Annotated in this window: 12 protein-coding genes and 1 tRNA gene; 5 read left to right on the plus strand and 8 right to left on the minus strand. The window is 51.9% G+C overall.

The features are described 5' to 3' along the window. Positions 1–9 precede the first annotated feature (9 nt). From ACW9SV_RS00540 to ACW9SV_RS00555, 4 genes are all read right to left on the minus strand, one after another. Positions 10–1,011, minus strand: a complete 1,002-nt coding sequence (locus ACW9SV_RS00540) for a FecR domain-containing protein (protein ID WP_479554781.1) — start codon at positions 1,009–1,011, stop codon at positions 10–12. 43 nt (positions 1,012–1,054) lie between these two features. Further along, a complete protein-coding gene (locus ACW9SV_RS00545; RefSeq protein ID WP_479554782.1) occupies positions 1,055–1,570 on the minus strand; it encodes a hypothetical protein in 516 nt (171 codons plus the stop codon). 55 nt (positions 1,571–1,625) lie between these two features. After that, positions 1,626–2,174 carry an RNA polymerase sigma-70 factor gene (locus tag ACW9SV_RS00550; RefSeq protein ID WP_479554783.1) on the minus strand — a complete coding sequence of 183 codons (549 nt, stop codon included), beginning with the start codon at positions 2,172–2,174 and terminating at the stop codon, positions 1,626–1,628. Positions 2,175–2,521: 347 nt separating this feature from the next. Beyond that, complete coding sequence (locus ACW9SV_RS00555) at positions 2,522–3,295, minus strand: DUF2490 domain-containing protein (protein ID WP_479554784.1); 774 nt, start codon at positions 3,293–3,295, stop codon at positions 2,522–2,524. Between the two features lie 26 nt (positions 3,296–3,321). Here ACW9SV_RS00555 and ACW9SV_RS00560 point away from each other — a divergent pair, with 26 nt between their 5' ends. Next, positions 3,322–3,522 carry a hypothetical protein gene (locus ACW9SV_RS00560; protein WP_479554785.1) on the plus strand — a complete coding sequence of 67 codons (201 nt, stop codon included), beginning with the start codon at positions 3,322–3,324 and terminating at the stop codon, positions 3,520–3,522. On the opposite strand, the gene ACW9SV_RS00565 is transcribed toward ACW9SV_RS00560, so the two are convergent. From ACW9SV_RS00565 to ACW9SV_RS00580, 4 genes are all read right to left on the minus strand, one after another. Continuing rightward, a complete protein-coding gene (locus ACW9SV_RS00565; protein WP_479554786.1) occupies positions 3,511–6,387 on the minus strand; it encodes a TonB-dependent receptor in 2,877 nt (958 codons plus the stop codon). The genes ACW9SV_RS00560 and ACW9SV_RS00565 overlap by 12 nt on opposite strands. A 449-nt stretch (positions 6,388–6,836) precedes the next feature. Then, positions 6,837–6,907 (minus strand) — tRNA-Cys (locus ACW9SV_RS00570). Positions 6,908–7,153: 246 nt separating this feature from the next. Beyond that, positions 7,154–8,515 (minus strand): chromate efflux transporter, encoded by a 1,362-nt coding sequence (chrA, locus tag ACW9SV_RS00575; protein ID WP_479554787.1) that lies wholly within the window; start codon positions 8,513–8,515, stop codon positions 7,154–7,156. Between the two features lie 59 nt (positions 8,516–8,574). Further along, entirely contained in the window at positions 8,575–9,441 is an 867-nt protein-coding gene (locus tag ACW9SV_RS00580) for a chromate resistance protein ChrB domain-containing protein (protein WP_479554788.1), read from the minus strand. A 391-nt stretch (positions 9,442–9,832) separates the two neighbouring features. Between ACW9SV_RS00580 and ACW9SV_RS00585 the strand changes: the two genes are divergently transcribed. The 4 genes from ACW9SV_RS00585 (at position 9,833) to ACW9SV_RS00600 (ending at position 16,588) form a co-directional block, all read left to right on the plus strand. After that, a complete protein-coding gene (locus ACW9SV_RS00585) occupies positions 9,833–11,257 on the plus strand; it encodes an FAD/NAD(P)-binding protein (protein WP_479554789.1) in 1,425 nt (474 codons plus the stop codon). A gap of 463 nt (positions 11,258–11,720) precedes the next feature. After that, a complete protein-coding gene (locus ACW9SV_RS00590; RefSeq protein ID WP_479554790.1) occupies positions 11,721–12,119 on the plus strand; it encodes a BlaI/MecI/CopY family transcriptional regulator in 399 nt (132 codons plus the stop codon). Between the two features lie 17 nt (positions 12,120–12,136). Next, positions 12,137–13,999 carry a M56 family metallopeptidase gene (locus tag ACW9SV_RS00595; RefSeq protein WP_479554791.1) on the plus strand — a complete coding sequence of 621 codons (1,863 nt, stop codon included), beginning with the start codon at positions 12,137–12,139 and terminating at the stop codon, positions 13,997–13,999. Positions 14,000–14,128: 129 nt separating this feature from the next. After that, positions 14,129–16,588 carry an outer membrane beta-barrel protein gene (locus ACW9SV_RS00600; protein WP_479554792.1) on the plus strand — a complete coding sequence of 820 codons (2,460 nt, stop codon included), beginning with the start codon at positions 14,129–14,131 and terminating at the stop codon, positions 16,586–16,588. Positions 16,589–16,614 lie beyond the last annotated feature (26 nt).

Consider the following 16,614-nt stretch of genomic DNA (forward strand, 5'->3'; position numbering starts at 1 on the left):
AAGAATTTGCTATTGGCAGCCGCTTCCGCTCAGACGATATACCTTAGGCTGCACTTGTTCATAAGAAAGCTGGAGGGTTTTGGTAAGCACCAACAGTACTTCATCCAGAGCCGGGGCATTCCGGAACGAGCCCGTAAAATGACACTGCCCCAAAGTCGGCTTGTCAAACGTAACCGATACCCCGTAATACTCCTCCAGTGTCTCGGCTACCTGGGCTAAAGGCGTATTCACAAATTGGAACCGTTCCTCTTTCCAGGCGAGCACGTTCTGGTCCTGGTTAGCCGAGATAGTAATGGTTCCTGTTTTGGAGCTGAAAACGGCTTTTTGCCCCGGAAACAACGTCACTTCCTGTGGCTGACCTTTGCTTGCCCTAAAGGCTACTTTCCCCGTGAACAAAACAACTTCTACCTGGTCAGCTGCTTGGGTAGAAACCTGAAAAGTGGTTCCCAACACCTGGGTTTCGGTAGCGGCGGCGGTAACGGTGAATGGTTTCCGCGCATTGTGCTGCACTTCAAAGTAGCCTTCGCCTTGCAAGTTCACCTGCCGGTCTTCCTCCCCAAAATCAGAAAGGTAAGTGAGTTGGCTGCCTTTGTTTAGCCACACATGGCTGCTGTCAGGCAACGTGAACCGCTGTTTGGCGTTGGTGGCCGCAAGTACCGTTTGAGAGGGCGAAAACAGAAAATACCGGATCAGGAACGCCGACACCAAAAGCAAGGCCAACCCAGCCGCAACCCGCATCCAGGGAAAGGAACGGTGAGTTGTAAACGCGGCTTCTTTCTGCTTCTCGGCTGCCACGCGCTGCAGGAACTCCTGCCAACCAGCTTCCGGGGCGAACCTGATTTTGGGGTGTTTTTCGGAAAGTTCCCATAAATGGCGTTGCTCTTCAAACTGCTCTCTGTGCTCTGGATTTTCCTGGAGCCACGCCGCCAACACGCTTTCCTCCTCTGGCGTGGTGGTGCCGGAAAGGTGCTTGGCGGTTAGGTCCCAGAAAAAAGTAGCGTCTTTGTCCATTCTGTTTACGTCTCGTTGCTCCTGCTTATCCGCAGAGCGTTATCTATGGCTCCAGCACGTAACTGGAGGTAATGGTGTAGCCTGATCCTTCTTTCTTCACGCTCAGGGCGGTGAAGGTGGTGGCATTTACCTGGGTCACTGTCAAATCTGTGCGGTGCGCGTATTTGCTGCCTTCCTGCTCGTACAGCTCTACCTCGCCGGTTTTGGTGTTGTAGGTCCAGGCGCCGGGCGTGGTTTGGTTTGCTCCGGCGCAGCGGGTCGCGCCTTCATCCCAGGTCATGGTGCCGTCCAGGTTAAACCTGATGCGGTTGTCCAGGTCGCAGGCTTGCTTGCCTTCCAGCCAGTTGTTCGTGCTTCCGTTTGGTCCGGGGTAGGCTGGGGACACCATTGCCTGCTCCAGGCGCCACCATTTACCTACCAGCAACTCGGTTTCATGGGTGGTGGTCACGGCTCTGGGGAGAGCGGTTGGCGTAATGGTTTCTTCTTCGGGCTGGGTGCCGTGGCATCCCCAGAAACTGAGGGCACAAAAACTCAGCAGAAGTACTTTTAACTTTTTCATTTGACGAAAGGGTTTAGTGGATTTTCCCTCTAGACAAACCCTATTACCGCAACCGCTACGCCCCATTCAAAAAAAGTTTAAAAATTATCAGCAGTCCGCTCACCAGGTACTTTCGCAGGATGCCCAAGGCTTTCTTAATGTGGTTGTCCACGGTGTTGGTAGAGATCTGCAGTTCCTCGGCTATCTCTTTGTGGCTCAGCCCCTCGTAGCGGCTCAGCAAGAACACTTTTCGGCAACCTAGCGGTAACCGGTTAATGGCCTGCTGCACCTTTTCTTGCAGCTCCTCTAGGCCCAAGTTTTCTTCAATGTTATTAGAGGACGCAGCAGAAACCGCCTGAAATTCGGTCTGGAAAGTAAGCTGGCGTTTCTCCCGGTCCAGGTAGTTGAGCGCCTGGTTCCGAACGGCACGGTGCAGATAGGCCTCAGGTTGCTCTATAGACATGTACCCTTCCTCCATCTGCCTCCACAACCGGATGAACACCTCCTGCACCACGTCTTTGGCCGCGTCTTCATCACCCACCAGACCATAGGCTCTGTGACACAGCGCCGTGTAGTGGGCCATGAACAGGCTTTGGATGTCAGTAAGTGACGGATTAGAGGACATGCGGTAGCGGTAGAAACAGAGCGCCGGGATTTACCAAAGCAAAGCGGATGGCTTGACAGATTTTCGGCTATTAAAACTACAAAGATGCTGAGAAATCAAAAGGAAATTTTCTGCGCCTATGATGGTTGGTTTTAGCTCCATTTGCTGAAAACAAGTTGAAAACGGAACACCCTCCTTCAGCAGATGCAAAACAAAAAGTGGCAGACATTTGCCATGCCTGCCACAGTAAGAAACTCTCTAACTATAAAAAAATGAAAGGTGCTTTCGAGGGATTTCGATGTGTGTACGGGGCTTAGCTTTCCAGAAGGAACTACTCTAAACCTCAGCCTGAAACGAAGAAGATAAGTCTAACTGCCAGCCGGTACTGGTTTTGGTTTCCGGAAATCTAAGTTCTGGAAAAGGAAAAGGCGCAGGGCGTGCGTTTGGAAGAACCTGTTGCCTGCTGCCTGCTGCTGAAACACCTGCATGTACCCTAGTTGGGCATTCAGGCCCTTGGTGAACTGGTAACCCAACCCACCGAAAAGCCGGTTCTGGTCAAAGTAGTTGTACACGATTTCTTTCCCGAAGTTCAGGTGCACCTCATCATTCAGCACTAGGAACGGAACCCCCGGGGCAATGGCATCGGCGGTGAGCGGCACCATGAGCGCGATCATGTAGCGGGCCCTGAAGTTGAAATGGTAGCCTTCCTGCAGTTGGTCATTGGCAATGTTCCGGTTAAAGCGTTCCTCCAGGCGCACCCACTGGTTTGTCTGCAACCGTTTGCTTTTCCCCGACCAATTGATTTGCTGCCAAAGCCGATGCTCGGGTCGTACGGTCTCTTGCTCAGCGGAGGAGGGCCAATGGGCGGCATAGGCGTACCCCACCGTGAAACGGGTATGGTCTGAAATGTGGTAGGTGATGCCCGGCCGTACAATGGCAGTGGCCCAGCGGTCCAGGAAATCAGTGCGGCGGGCGTGCAGGTCCAACCATAACGAGAACTTATCAGAGAGGCGGGTTTGGTTAAAGTACCCCAGCCATACCTGCTCCCGCTCGGTCACTTGTTTTTCCGGCGTCTGCGCTTTTCCGGTAAACGGGGAAAAAGCACCGGCCATCATCATCAGAAGAAGTAGTCGTTTCATCATGCAAAAAGAGTTAGGGGTGAAACTGAATGGAAAAGCCTAAAGAAACCTTGAGCTACTTCCTAGACGTGTTAAAGAGAGAACTTTTAATAGGAAAAGCTTCTAACTGTTTAAAGCTTGTTTTCGGAAAAAGGGCCTTGAAGCAGTTCTCAGGAGAAGGGAAATTTGTAAAGGCAGGAGAAAAAGTAAGGGTGGATCGCCCACCCTTACTGATGATCTTACTTGGCTAGCAGCCCGTCTAAGGTAACAGCCACGTAGTACAGTCCGCCAATGGTGGGTCCGGCAGCGTACTGGATAAAGCGTTGGTTGAAGATGTTGGTGCCGCCTGTTTTGATGGTGATTTTGCTTTCCGGCACCCGAAGCGTCACTTGGGCATCTACGGTGCTGTAGGCCGGAACAATTCCGTTTGCCAGTGGGCTTTCCCACAGGAAAGAGTCCTGCCAGCGCCACACCACATTAAAGCCCAGATTCTTCAGCACCTCCCGGTTCCCGATGGAGACGTTGGTGATCCAATTAGGTGTGTTGAAGGCGGTCACGAAGATATCACGCTCCTCGTTCGTTTTGATGGCGTTGTAGTTCACGTTCCCCGAGAGGGTGAATTTCTCATAGAAGTTGTACGTCAGACCCAGCGAGGAACCGTAGTTATTGTACTTGTTCTTGGCGTTGGTGTACACGCGGTAACGGGTCTGTTGTCCGTTGCGGTTGGCGGCCAACATGGCAATCACCGCTTCGTCGGTGCCCACCTGCACTGTATTGCTCTTCGGTACCGAAACTTCTACTTGGCCTAAAAACCCGTCGTAAACGTTGGTATAGGCGTCAATGTCTAGCACCAGTTTATTGTCAAACAACACGCTTTTGTACCCTACCTCAAACGAGTTTATCTGCTCAGGACGGGTGGCCGAAAGGCTGGTAATTTGCAGCACTTCGCGGTTCTTTAGGGCGGCTTCGTTGGCCGTCAGACCAGCGGTCACGTCTCGGTTCACAGCGGCGTTGAAATCATTCACCGAAGCCAGGGTGTACGAGTTGTCTAGGTAACCCAAACCTTCGTTGATGTACGGCAAGCCTCCCACACGGCGCACGTTTCCGTTATTCACGTAAGAAACTGCCTCAAACAAGGCCGGAAACCGGAACCCGTTCTGGTACGACACTCTAAAGTTGTGCGATTCAGACAACGTATATACGGCCGCTACTCTAGGGTTCAGCTTGGGGTCAAACTCAGGGTTATAGTCTACCCGCAGCGAGCCGAATACTTTCAACCGATCGGCCAGGAAGGTCTTCGTCACCTGCGCGAAGGCGCCGTATTTTTTGTAGTACACGTTGTTGCCACCAGGCTGGGTGCGTTGCTCAATAGGCCGGGTGAAATCCACGAAGTTGTTTCCGTCCGGAATGACTTCATACACGCGGGCATCGGCTCCTACCAGCACATTGGCGAATTTGATGCGGTCCGCAAAATCCCACTGGGCATCGGTGTGGTAAAGGCGGCTTTTCTGGAGAAGCAAGGCCCCACCGGTAGCCGGTGCGCCTGGTACTACTTTGCCGTGGTCCCAGTTGTTGATGCCCCGGATGGTGTTCTTGAGCGCCTCAAACTCCGGCGTACCAGGCTGTACTCTTCCGGCATCAGCGGCCTGACGGGCCAGTTGCATGGCAGTGGCCAGATCGGTTCCGGCGTTCAGCTGGGTTTGCAGCGCTGTCTTGAATTTAGCGCCCCACTCGCTGTTGGAGCCGCCGCTGGTGATATCTAGGTTATCCACCATGGGCTTCACGTTGTACGAATCACCAGTATTCTCCAAAGAAACGTAGGAACGCAGGAAGTAATTGGCACCTTTGAGTTCCAGGCGGTGGTTCTGCACCACCACGTTATCCAACTGGATCTTGTTTCCGCGCTGGAAAACGCCGTCCATTTTGCCAATGCGGTACCCGTACGAAAGCTCGGCATTGTCGCTGAGGCGGTAGTGCAGGGAGGCATCAAACTTCAGGTTGTCAACGCGAGGGCTTACAATGTCTTTCTCCCAATAACCTGTCCGGCGCACCAGAAACGTCTGGTTCTTGCCTCCGTACTGCACGCCACTGATGGTCACGGCATTGTTGTTCTCGTCGCCGTACTTGTTCCAGGCATCATAAGCAGGGTTGTTGGCACCGGCTAATTCTGGAAAAGAAGGGTTGGCGGTGTTCAGGTTATTCGGGTTCTGATCGGTGGTGGTGTTGGAGCGCCAGTCGGTGCCGTTCATGTAGCTGGCGTTGATCTTAAACGCGAAGTTGTCGCTCAGGGCCTTGGCGTACCGCACCGCAAACTCAGACAAAATGCTGGGCTCGGCGTCAATACCGTCTACGTGGTTTACGCCGGTTTTCTGGTACACGCTCAGTCCCTGATACAGAAAAGGGCTTTTGGTGATGAGGTTGGCCATGCCGTTGATGGCGTTCATGCCGTACAGCGCCGAGGCCGCACCCGGGGTAATTTCCACACTTTCAATGTCCAGCTCAGTAGGCCCGATGGCATTGCCTAGCGGAACGCCTAAAGTGGCCGCCTGCATGTCCACGCCATCTACCAGCTGCATAAACCGGAAGTTGTTCGGGATGTTGAAGCCACGGGTATTGGGCACTTTGAAGGTAAGGCTGGAGGTGGTCATCTGCACGCCTTTGACATTCTCCAACGCATCATAGAAGCTTGGCGCCGGGGTCTCCTTGATAGCCCGGATGTCCAGTTTCTCAATGGCCACCGGCGATTTCAAAATGCTTTCCTCAACGCGGGAAGCGGTCACCACCACTTCTTTCCCAAGCAAGGTTTGCGTTACCAGGGCAATGTCTAACCGCGAACCGGGTTCGGTGATCTCAAACTCCTGGGGCTGGAAACCTACCAGAGAAACAACCAGGGTGAACGGGAATTTAAGACGGGTCTTCAGGGTGAAATCGCCGTTCAGGTTGGTGGCGGTTCCGGTCACGGTGCCGCGTACGTACACACTCACGCCGGGCAAGGGCTCTTTGTTGGACTGGTCGGTTACCCGGCCACTGATTTCCACCAGATTGGTTTCCTGCGCGTGCAGGGCCACCAAGGGTAGAAAAAGAAAATGAAGGAAGAGTAAAAATTTTGGTTTCATGGAATGATGTCTGTTTAAGAAATAAGGAGGGAAAACGGGTTGAAAGCGGTTAGCGGCAACAACAACCAAAGCCGGAGAACTGGCCCTGCATTCGTTTCTGGGTTCTTTTCAAGAAGACATCGGGTTTCATAGTGGTAAAGGTTAAGGGTACTATTTATGGTCAAAGGCTTTTCACGGGTAAAGCCCTACGGGTTCAATTGGGTTGGGGAGTTAGGTGTTAGGCACTAGCGGGTCACTTGTCCGGGGGTACTTTTCTTACCAAAGCTGCGGGTTCAGCTTTGGTAAGGTGGGGGAAACGGCTCGTCCAAACCCGCATATGGCTGGCCGTTTCCTACCCACCGTACCTTTCCTCCTTACCGTTTTAGTGTTCGCTTCCTAAAAGCAGCCCTAAAACGCTCCGCGGCTTTTTGCTTAGTTTGCCGCAGAGCACTTTAGGTGGAGGAGGTTAGCGGTCACGGGCGGAATCGAACCGCCGTATAAGACTTTGCTGGTCTTTGCTTCGCCACTCAGCCACACGACCTTTGTTCCATATCCCACAGCAGCATAAGAGTGAATTCAGACTTTTCATTTATTCCCTGGAGCTTAAAACATCTGAATCTACTTAGATACTCTTAATCCCTATAGAATTGGTAGACAAATAGAGTAGTTTCCTACGAGACATCCAAGCAACAGATTAGAAAATTTTGATTTTAATTTTACAAGTTATTGATGGTCAATGCTATAATTTCCACCAACCCGTCAATTGTTTGGGATACTTTCCTGAAAATCAAGCGGAAATCAGCAGATAATGGAGGAGTCCGGCCAAGGCGCTGATGCCAATCCAGAGCATCATGCCTACTTTGAAGCGGTACATGGCCAGAAAGGAAATGATGATCCAGAGAAGGGCGAAATAGTCTAACCCGCGCAGGGAAATGCCCTCGGGGAAGAGAACGGCGGTACCAAAGTAGACGGTCAGGTTCAGCACCACTCCTACCACGGCAGCGGTCACCACGCCCAGGATGGACTTCACAGCGACGTTGCCGCGAGTGCGTTCAATGATGGGGGCGCCTGCCAAAATGAAGAAGAAGCAAGGCAGGAATGTGTAAAAAGTAGTGGTGAACAAGCCCAGCGCGCCCATAGCCAGCGAGCCATCGTAGTGGTTGAAGCCTGCCATGAACCCCACAAACGCCAACACCATGATGAGCGGACCCGGCGTGGTCTCACCCAGGGCCAACCCGTCAATCATCTCGAAGCGCGAGAGCCAGTTAAACTTCTCCACTGCCACCTGTGCCACGTACGGAAGCACCGCATAAGCCCCGCCAAATGTCACCAGCGCGGCTTTGGTGAAGAACGTGATGAGGTGGTTCCAGAAAGCAAACTCCTTGGTGAGATAATAAAACAGCCCTAGTGGAATGGCCCAAAGGGCCAGGGTGATTCCCAGCCGCAACAGGCTCTTGGCCCAACTAAAGCCAGTGCCCACCACTTCGCTACCCGCGTGCAAGTAATAGCTTTCCTCGTCTTGGGCTTGCTTTTGGGTCGTTTCTTTTTCCTGGAATAGGCTAGGCACCAATTTGCGCGCAATGACCGCGATTACAATCGCACTTAAAATGATTAACGGAAAAGGCACTTTCAAAAAGAAAATGGCCAGGAAACTGAGCAGCGCCAGCACATAGTGAAACCAACTTTTGAGAGACTTGCCCGCAATCTTGAACAAGGCCAGCCCCACAATAGCCACCACTGCTGGTTTCAAACCATAGAACAGCGCCGATACCCATGGAATGGTCCCGTAACTCACGTACACGGTGCTCAGCCCTAGCAGAATGAACACCGAAGGTAGCACAAAGAAGATACCCGCCACCAGTCCACCGCGCACCCCGTGCATAAGCCAGCCCAGGTACGTGGCCAATTGTTGGGCCTCGGGCCCGGGCAACAGCATGCAGTAGTTGAGCGCGTGCAGAAACCTGGAGTCTGAGACCCATCGTTTCTGCTCTACCAGGTACGAGTGCATGATGCCAATCTGCCCGGCCGGTCCGCCAAAACTGATAAAGCCCAATTTCAGCCAAAACAGGAACGCTTCTTTGAACGAAGGTTTCTCCGGCGCGGTACGTCTGGTTTGGGGAGGTGCGGTGTCTAGCATTGTGGTTTCCATGGCAATCCTGAATTTCTACACAAGATTACACCCCCAAGTATACGCAAGCTAGAACAGAGTTAACCTTTGGAATCTGGTTTACTTTTCCGCAAACTTTTTTGGTACTCAGACGGACTCTGCCCCATATGCTGCCTGAAAATACGGGTAAAATGGCTTTGATCAGAAAAACCAGTAAGGTAGGCGATCTCGGCCAGCGAGTACCCCGAAGTGTGGAGCAGGTTCAGCGCCTTCTCTATGCGCAGTTTCCGGATGTACTCCCCAAACGACAGATTGTCAAAGTATTTGGAAAACGCCCGGGAAACGTAGGCTGGGTGCACGTCCAAGGCCTCGGAGATTTCCTTCAGGTTTAGGCTGAGGTTGGTGTCAATCTGGTCCTGGATGATCTCTTTGAGGTGTTGCGCCCAGGCCGGCATTTTCTGCGCCATGTCTTTCTTTTCCTGCAGGTAGTTGTGGTACACCTGTAGGAAAATCTGCTCAGTGGGGTGCGTGGTATGCTTTTGCTTCTGCAGGTGTTTGGCCCAACTGTACAGCCCGTCATACAGCACCATGACTTTGTCTAACAGCTCGTGGTCATCTGAGATGTTGAACGCCATGCCATGGGAAATAGCCCACAGACCCGCCGATTGCGCTGCCAGCGTGTGGTCATCGGTATCCGCCCCGCGCACAATCACCGCCATGGTTTGCAGCGCCGGATCTTGCAGCAAATCGAATTTTTTCAGGAAGTAATCAAAGGTGCAGTGGTCCTGGTAATGCGAGTACTCCACCCCCGGAATATCAAACGGCACGGCATTCAGCTCTTTGGCCTTGTCTAGCACTTGGTTCTCGGGCACGTAGATGATTTCCGCTGTGGCATCAATAAACCGTAGTATGAGCCAAGGACAGGCCAAGCGGTCAATCTTAGGACGTTCGCGGGTGATCCATTTCATGGGTGTACTCGAAAAACAGGGTACAATCTCAGGTTGCAATAACCTTATAAAGGTACGGGTTCATCCTTACGTTTTGGGCTTGGTTTCAGAAAATAGATACTAAAACCTTTTCCTCTTTCTCGTTTATAAATCCCTTTCAGAAAAGCATCGGAAAAGATACTAGACCAATTACAAAAGCGGACCAATGTCATCATGAAAGGTCTCCTCCTTTATCTTTTCGAAGGATGCCCTTGTAAATTTCCTACAAGAACCCGAAATTGATTAACTGTCCAAACAAGCGTCCGTATAGGTACAAACTCGCTGATTAACTGTTATTTCCCGCAACGGACCTTCGGCCGAGACCTTTCGTTGATGACGTTCTCTCTTTCTATCATACCCAAACCAGATGACCATGGAGCCTACACGCATCGCTATAATTGGAGGAGGTTTAAGCGGAACCCTGACGGCGATCAATCTTTTGAAAGCGGCCCGGGAGGCTACCACCATCTACCTTCTGGAGAAAGACGCCCGGAAAATGCACCGGGGGGTGGCCTACAGCAGCAGTTTGCCTTTTCAGCCCCTGAACGTACCGGCCTCCCGCATGAGCCTCTTCTGCGACCAACCCACTGACTTCATTGATTGGCTGCAGGCGCACCAGCATCTGTACAGTGACACCTTCCCCCAAGAAGTCACTCCAGATGATTTTATCCCAAGGCATATTTTTGGGGATTACGTTTCTTATTGCCTCTCGCTGGCAGGAGCCTGCGCCCACCGGAACGTACGTCTGGTGCGCATCCCCAAAGAGGCGGTAGCCCTGAAGCAGCAAGGGGAAAACAATGAATTTACGCTGTGGCTTAACGATGGAAGCCAACTGGAGGCGCAGAAGGTGGTTCTGGCTTTTGGAAATCTCCCTCCCGCCGAGTTGCCCATTCAAAACAAATCTTTTTACCATAGTCCCCGGTACCAAGCTTCACCATGGTCGGCCGAAGTGCTGGGAAGGCTCCCCACAGAAGCTTCCATTCTCTTAATGGGCTCCAGTCTCACCATGGTGGATTTGGTGGGTAGCTTAACCGCAAGAGGACACCAGGGCAGGATTTACGTGGTCTCGCGCCATGGCATGATTCCTAAAGCGTACCACATTAGCGCCAAGCCGTACCCATTGAACCCCTTGCCGCTTCAAGGTCACCTTACCCCACTGGAGGTTTTGCGTGCCGTCAGAAGGGAGATCAAAAAAGCGGCTTTGGAAGGTTATACCTGGCACAGCGTACTGGATGCCCTGCGGGATTCCATTCCGGTTATCTGGCAGAATTTCACTTTTGCCGAGAAAAAGCAGTTCCTGCGCCATGTCCGTCCGCACTGGGAAGTGCACCGCCACCGCATGCCTCTGGCCTCGGCTTTACTGATCCGGGACCTGCAAGAGAAAGGGCAATTGGTAATCAAAGCCGCCTCGCTGCTGGATCTGCAATCTTCTGGGGACCGTGCCCAGGCCATCCTGAAAGAAAGAGGTACCCAAACCATCCAAACCCTGGAGGTGGGCTTCGTGATCAATTGCACAGGTCCTTTGTGTGACTATACTAAAAGCCAGGAGCCTTTGGTGCAACAACTGCTGGCCGATGGACTTCTCTGCCCCGATGACCTGAGGCTAGGCCTTGCCGCTGCCCCAAACGGAAATGTCCTCAATGAAGACCACCTTCCCGTCGAGAACCTCTACACTCTGGGCCCACCTCTCAAGGGAGAACTCTATGAATCCACCGCGCTTCGGGAAATAAGGCAACAAGCCGCCGCCTTGGCTGGGCTGCTTTTATTTGGGGAAACCATGCTTGCCGCCGCGTTGTAGGCCTTTTAGGTATACATTCAGAACTAAAGCAGGAGGTCAATTTTAGTTTCATTTTTAGAAATTAGGCCTAAACAAGCACGCCTCCTACCCTGTTCACCCCAAAGAAACTAGAGAGGAAAGCTATCCTGCTGCCTTTTCCTGCACGTACCCTCGCTCCCGCTTTGGACCCGTTTTTCAGAAAACGGGTCCAAAGCGGGAGTACTCATTTTAAACTCCCCTCCCATTCATTTGAGGTTTATTGATGGCTACTGAAAACCCCTTAAAAGTTACGGCACGAATAGGGTTCCAGGGTTTTTGGTTTGTCTTCTATCAAGGTAAATGGGCCTAACCTTAGATGAGTATATAGCCTGCGTTTTAGTAATCTTATTCAAAAACCATCAGAAAAGCTACCCTATAAGCCACTTATCTAAAATTTCAATAGGTAAACCTTTGTTCGTACGAAATTTTTCCTACCTTTAGCCGCATGAATGCGAAAGAACCGAACAAAGACAAGTTGCCGGAGCCTACGAAGGCGGAGTTGGAGATATTGCAGGTCCTATGGCAAGACGGCCCTTCCACGGTACGGGCCGTGAACGATGCGCTTAACAAGCAACGTGCCGTGAACTATACCTCCACCCTGAAGCTAATGCAGATCATGGTAGACAAAGGCTTGCTCACTCGTGATGAAAGCAGCATGAAACACGTGTACCGGGCCGCTGAGGCGGAGGAAAAAACCAAAGACCACCTGCTCACCCGCTTTATTGACACCATGTACAACGGATCTGCCGGCAAACTGGTGATGCAACTGTTGGGAAATCAGAAAACCTCCAGCGAGGAACTGGAAGCCATCAAAGAAATGATCAAAAAAATGCCCAAAGAATAACGCTCACCAAAACGGTTATGTCTCTACTCTCTGCCCCCGTTTTTTCCCTAGAAGTGGCACAGGCCCTGTGCTGGACTCTGGTACATTCCCTCTGGCAGGGGCTAGTGCTCTCGCTGGCGGCGGCTCTGGTGATCCAACTCACAAGGCGGTCGTCTCCGGGGGGGCGGTATAACCTACTGATCGGTTTGTTTGTAGTCTTTCTGGGGGTAAGTGGCTTCACCTTGGGGCTAGAGTTGAGAGAAAGGCAATCCGTAGCAGCGGCGGAACTAGTGTATTCTGAAACAACTTTGCTTTCGGTGACCAGCCTGGATATCACCCATCTGGCGGTTAAAACCCAGGTAACTTCCTGGGCCCAACGTTTCAGTAGTTTCTTCAATACCCACGCGGCCTCTATTGTAGTAGTGTGGCTGGTGGTGCTTTTGTTCAAATGCGTGCAATTGCTGGGCGGGCTACACTATATTTTCAGGATACGACGGGAGAAAACAAGTGCCCCTTCTTCTTTTTGGCTTAAACGGATAACGGAACTGGCCCATTCACTGCACCTTTCCCGACCAGTGGCGCTGCTGGAATCTGGGGTGGTGAAGGTGCCAATAGTGGTGGGATTTCTGAAACCGCTAGTGTTGGTACCTGCCGGTATGCTGGCCCAGTTACCGGTAGACCAGATAGAGGCCATCCTGCTGCACGAACTGGCCCACATCCGCCGTAGTGATTACCTGGTGAACCTTTTGCAAACCTTTGCCGAAGTACTGTTTTTCTTCAATCCGGCGGTTATGTGGCTTTCCAGCCGCATCCGGCAGGAGCGCGAGAATTGCTGCGATGACCTGGCTATTCAGGTATTGCAAAGCAAAACCAATTTCCTGCACGCCTTGGTTACCTTTCAGGAGTTTAGCATCTCCCGCAGCAAATTATCCCTCGGCTTCGCCGATGCGCACAATTCCTTAACCCACCGCGTGAAACGGATTATTTACCAGGACAACGCGCCGTTGCACCGCACGGAGAAATACTTTGTGGGCACTTGCCTGGTGGTCGCCTCCCTGCTGGTAGTCGCTCTTACCCGTCCCGCTTCCCTGGCGGTACCGCAAGAGGTAGTTAGTCAGGTGTTAGAAATACGGCTTCCATCAATGGCGAAACCTATTTCTACCAGTAAAGGAGCCCTCGTCCCTCCGAAAACTTCAGTAAAACCGGTACAAAAAGCAGCGGTACTCGCAAGAAAAAACACAAAAGCCCTCCCTCTCATGCAGGAGCCTTACATTGCTGAGGGGGCAGCGCATAAGACGTTTGACGGAAAAACCTTTTTCTATAAATTCAGGAAAAGCGGCATCCTGTACGAGGTGGAGAAAGACAGCACCTCCATCCTGTCGCTCAAGATAAACGGCGAGCAAGCTCCCCAAGAACAGGTACAACTGTACAAACTGCTCCTGCAGGATTTGTTGGACCAGTACGAACAGGGTGCCATCAGCATCGTGGTAGACGGGAGAGTACCTGATATCACCGTTGTTCCTGAGAATCCGGTAATAGTCGGTTTCCTCAAAAACGGAACCATCACCACCGGGCACCACGAGAATGCCTACGAGATCAAGGTGCGCGATCACAAAACGGTACAGTTCACCGTGAACGGAAAAGTCATTCCAGAGGCTGACATCCAACTCCACAAAACCCTCATCCTGGACCTGGTGAAAGAAGCCGAAATGGACCGAGTCTACGCCGAACTCTCGGCCAGAGCCGCTGAAAAACTGCGTCACCAATCACTTAAACCAGAAGACATTCCCTTCCCGCTAAACCGGCCCGAGCACCAGGAGTACCAGTACACCTACTTAGGCAAAAGCACCCAACTTCCGGCCTCCTATATTTCAGACTACCCTAGCTACCCAATTATGTAGGTCGGCTTAACCCAAAATCCTTGCTTTGAACCCCATTTCCCTCACCTGAAAAGGTGTGCCTGCCCTTGCTGTGCCTTTACTTTCCTGAATCCTGACTTTCTCAACTGATCTAGATACTAACCCATCCCTATGAAAACCCTTTCTTTCCTTCTTTTTGCCCTGTTAGCGGCACATCTCTCCTGGGCTCAGATGCCAGGTAAAATTACCGGGCTAATCAAAGTCCCAGGTGAAAAACCGTTGGAAGCAGCTACTGTTTCCTTGTTGCAGGCGCAGGACAGTGCCTTGGTGAAAATCAGCATAACTGATGCCGCTGGTGCCTTTGAACTGGAGAACCTTAAGGAAAATCGCTACCTCATCGTAGTAAATGGGCTAGGGTATAAAAGTTACCGAACCGGGGTTCTCACTCTAAACGCGGCAAACCCTCACTTAAATCTACCTCCGGTAGTGCTGGAGCCCGACGGCGGGCAGGTACTGCAAGAAGTGACCATAGCCAGCCAGAAGCTGTTTGTGGAACAGAAAATCGACCGTACGGTGGTGAACGTAGACGCCCTGCTGTCCAACGCCGGAACCAGTGCTTTGGAAGTCCTGGAAAAATCACCCGGGGTCATGGTGGGCGACAACGGGACCATCAGTTTGAAAGGGAAAGCGGGCGTGGTGGTATTCATTGACGACAAACCCACTTACCTGGCCGGAACCGATCTGGAAAACTACCTGCGCTCTCTGCCTTCTGAAACCTTGGAGACCATTGAGATCATGACCAACCCGCCCGCCAAATACGAAGCGGCCGGTAATGCCGGGGTCATTAACATCAAAACCAAAAAGTCTGGCACCAAATCGTTCAACGGAAGCCTGAACCTGAGTTACGGCCGCGGCAAGCTGGGCAAAACCAGCAACAGCCTAAACCTGAATTACCGCAATGACAAAGTCAGCTTATTCGGTACTTTCTCCCAAACTGCCCAAAACAACTTCACTGATTTGAACATTGAACGTCGGTACAAAAACGAGGCCCAGCAGTTGCAGTCCATGTTCAGCCAAAACTCCTACCTGCAGCGGGGCTCTCAGTCCTACTCGGCTAAACTGGGCATGGATTTCTACGCCACACCTTCCACCACTTTTGGTATCGTGTTCAACGGCCTCACCCGCCCCTCTGACCTGCAGACCGACAACGTGAGCCGCCTCCTGAAAGCCAATGGTCAGCTAGACTCCACTATTGTGGCCGACAACTGGAACGAGAACACTTTCAAAAACGGAGGCGTGAACCTAAACTTCCGGCATGAACTGGGCAAATCCGGTCGCTCCCTCACTGCCGATGTTGATTTCCTGACCTACCGCACTGATGCGGAGCAACTCTATAAGAATTACATCTACGCCCCGGAAGGAACGTTGAAGAGCCAGGACCAGATTTCAGGCACTGTGCCCTCTAAAATTGACATCTACACCGCCAAAACCGATTATAGCCACCCCTTCCAGAACGGGGTTACCCTGGAAGCCGGCGCCAAAGCCAGCTACATCAAAACAGACAACGTGGCCAATTACTTTTCCATTGAAGAAGGGGTGGTGGCGCCTGACTATGACTTGAGCAACCACTTCAAATACCGCGAGAACATCAATGCGGTGTACGCCAACCTGCGCAAGGAATTTGAAAGGTGGTCGGTGCAAGCAGGAGCCCGCCTGGAGAATACGGTTTCCAAAGGACACCAATTAGGGAACCTGGAGAAAAAAGACTCGGCCTTCAGCAGAAGCTATACCAATCTTTTCCCCACGGTATACTTGCAATACAAACTAGACTCCGCAGGGATGAAGTCTTTCAGTTTGTCTTACGGCAAGCGCATTGATCGTCCGTTCTTCCAAGACCTGAACCCGTTTTTGTCGCCGCTGGACAAAGTAACGTACTACTCTGGAAACCCGTTTCTACAGCCTACCTTTTCGCACAACCTGGAGTTTTCCTACACGCACAACATGATCACCGCCTCGGCCAGGTACAGCCGGTCCCTGGATCTTATCAACGAAACCATTGAGATCAGGGATGACCCGGAGGTAGGTAAACGCTACTACAGCCGTCCGGGTAATTTGGGGGTAAGCGAATCAAAGGTGATTTCGGTAAATGCCACCTTAAACCCCTTTCGATGGCTGCGCACCAACCTGTACACCGAGTTCAGTCACAACCAATTCAGAAGCCAGTTGTACAACCAACGCCTGGATGCCGGAGGCAACTTCTTCTTGGCCACCGTAAGCAACCAACTCACGTTTAGCAAAGGCTGGAGCGCCGAGGTAGGCGGCCTGTATCGCACCAAGTTATATTACGCCCAGTTTGAAATAGGTGGTTTCTGGCAGGCAAACGCCGGCGTACAGAAAAAGATGTTTCAAGAGAAAGCATCCCTACGCCTTAACGTAGCCGATATCTTCTACACCAGAATCACGAACGGCGTGATCAACAACCTCACCAACGCAGATGCCTGGTGGCGAAACGCGGGAGACAGCCGGGTGGCTACCCTCTCCTTCTCCTACAGATTCGGCAAAACCACGGGAAGCCAGCAACGCCGAGAGACCGGCGGCTCAGAAAGTGAGCGCAACCGGGTGCGGGATTAAGTAAATTTAAAACTGATAGATATTCA

It is taken from the genome of Rufibacter sp. JT20002 (assembly GCF_056491185.1).

Excerpts from the sequence above, each read along its gene's own strand:
- ACW9SV_RS00540 (WP_479554781.1), bottom strand. The coding sequence starts at position 1,011 with ATGGACAAAGACGCTACTTTTTTCTGGGACCTAACCGCCAAGCACCTT.
- ACW9SV_RS00545 (WP_479554782.1), bottom strand. The coding sequence starts at position 1,570 with ATGAAAAAGTTAAAAGTACTTCTGCTGAGTTTTTGTGCCCTCAGTTTC.
- ACW9SV_RS00550 (WP_479554783.1), bottom strand. The coding sequence starts at position 2,174 with ATGTCCTCTAATCCGTCACTTACTGACATCCAAAGCCTGTTCATGGCC.
- ACW9SV_RS00555 (WP_479554784.1), bottom strand. The coding sequence starts at position 3,295 with ATGATGAAACGACTACTTCTTCTGATGATGATGGCCGGTGCTTTTTCC.
- ACW9SV_RS00560 (WP_479554785.1), top strand. The coding sequence starts at position 3,322 with ATGGAAAAGCCTAAAGAAACCTTGAGCTACTTCCTAGACGTGTTAAAG.
- ACW9SV_RS00565 (WP_479554786.1), bottom strand. The coding sequence starts at position 6,387 with ATGAAACCAAAATTTTTACTCTTCCTTCATTTTCTTTTTCTACCCTTG.
- chrA (WP_479554787.1), bottom strand. The coding sequence starts at position 8,515 with ATGGAAACCACAATGCTAGACACCGCACCTCCCCAAACCAGACGTACC.
- ACW9SV_RS00580 (WP_479554788.1), bottom strand. The coding sequence starts at position 9,441 with ATGAAATGGATCACCCGCGAACGTCCTAAGATTGACCGCTTGGCCTGT.
- ACW9SV_RS00585 (WP_479554789.1), top strand. The coding sequence starts at position 9,833 with ATGGAGCCTACACGCATCGCTATAATTGGAGGAGGTTTAAGCGGAACC.
- ACW9SV_RS00590 (WP_479554790.1), top strand. The coding sequence starts at position 11,721 with ATGAATGCGAAAGAACCGAACAAAGACAAGTTGCCGGAGCCTACGAAG.
- ACW9SV_RS00595 (WP_479554791.1), top strand. The coding sequence starts at position 12,137 with ATGTCTCTACTCTCTGCCCCCGTTTTTTCCCTAGAAGTGGCACAGGCC.
- ACW9SV_RS00600 (WP_479554792.1), top strand. The coding sequence starts at position 14,129 with ATGAAAACCCTTTCTTTCCTTCTTTTTGCCCTGTTAGCGGCACATCTC.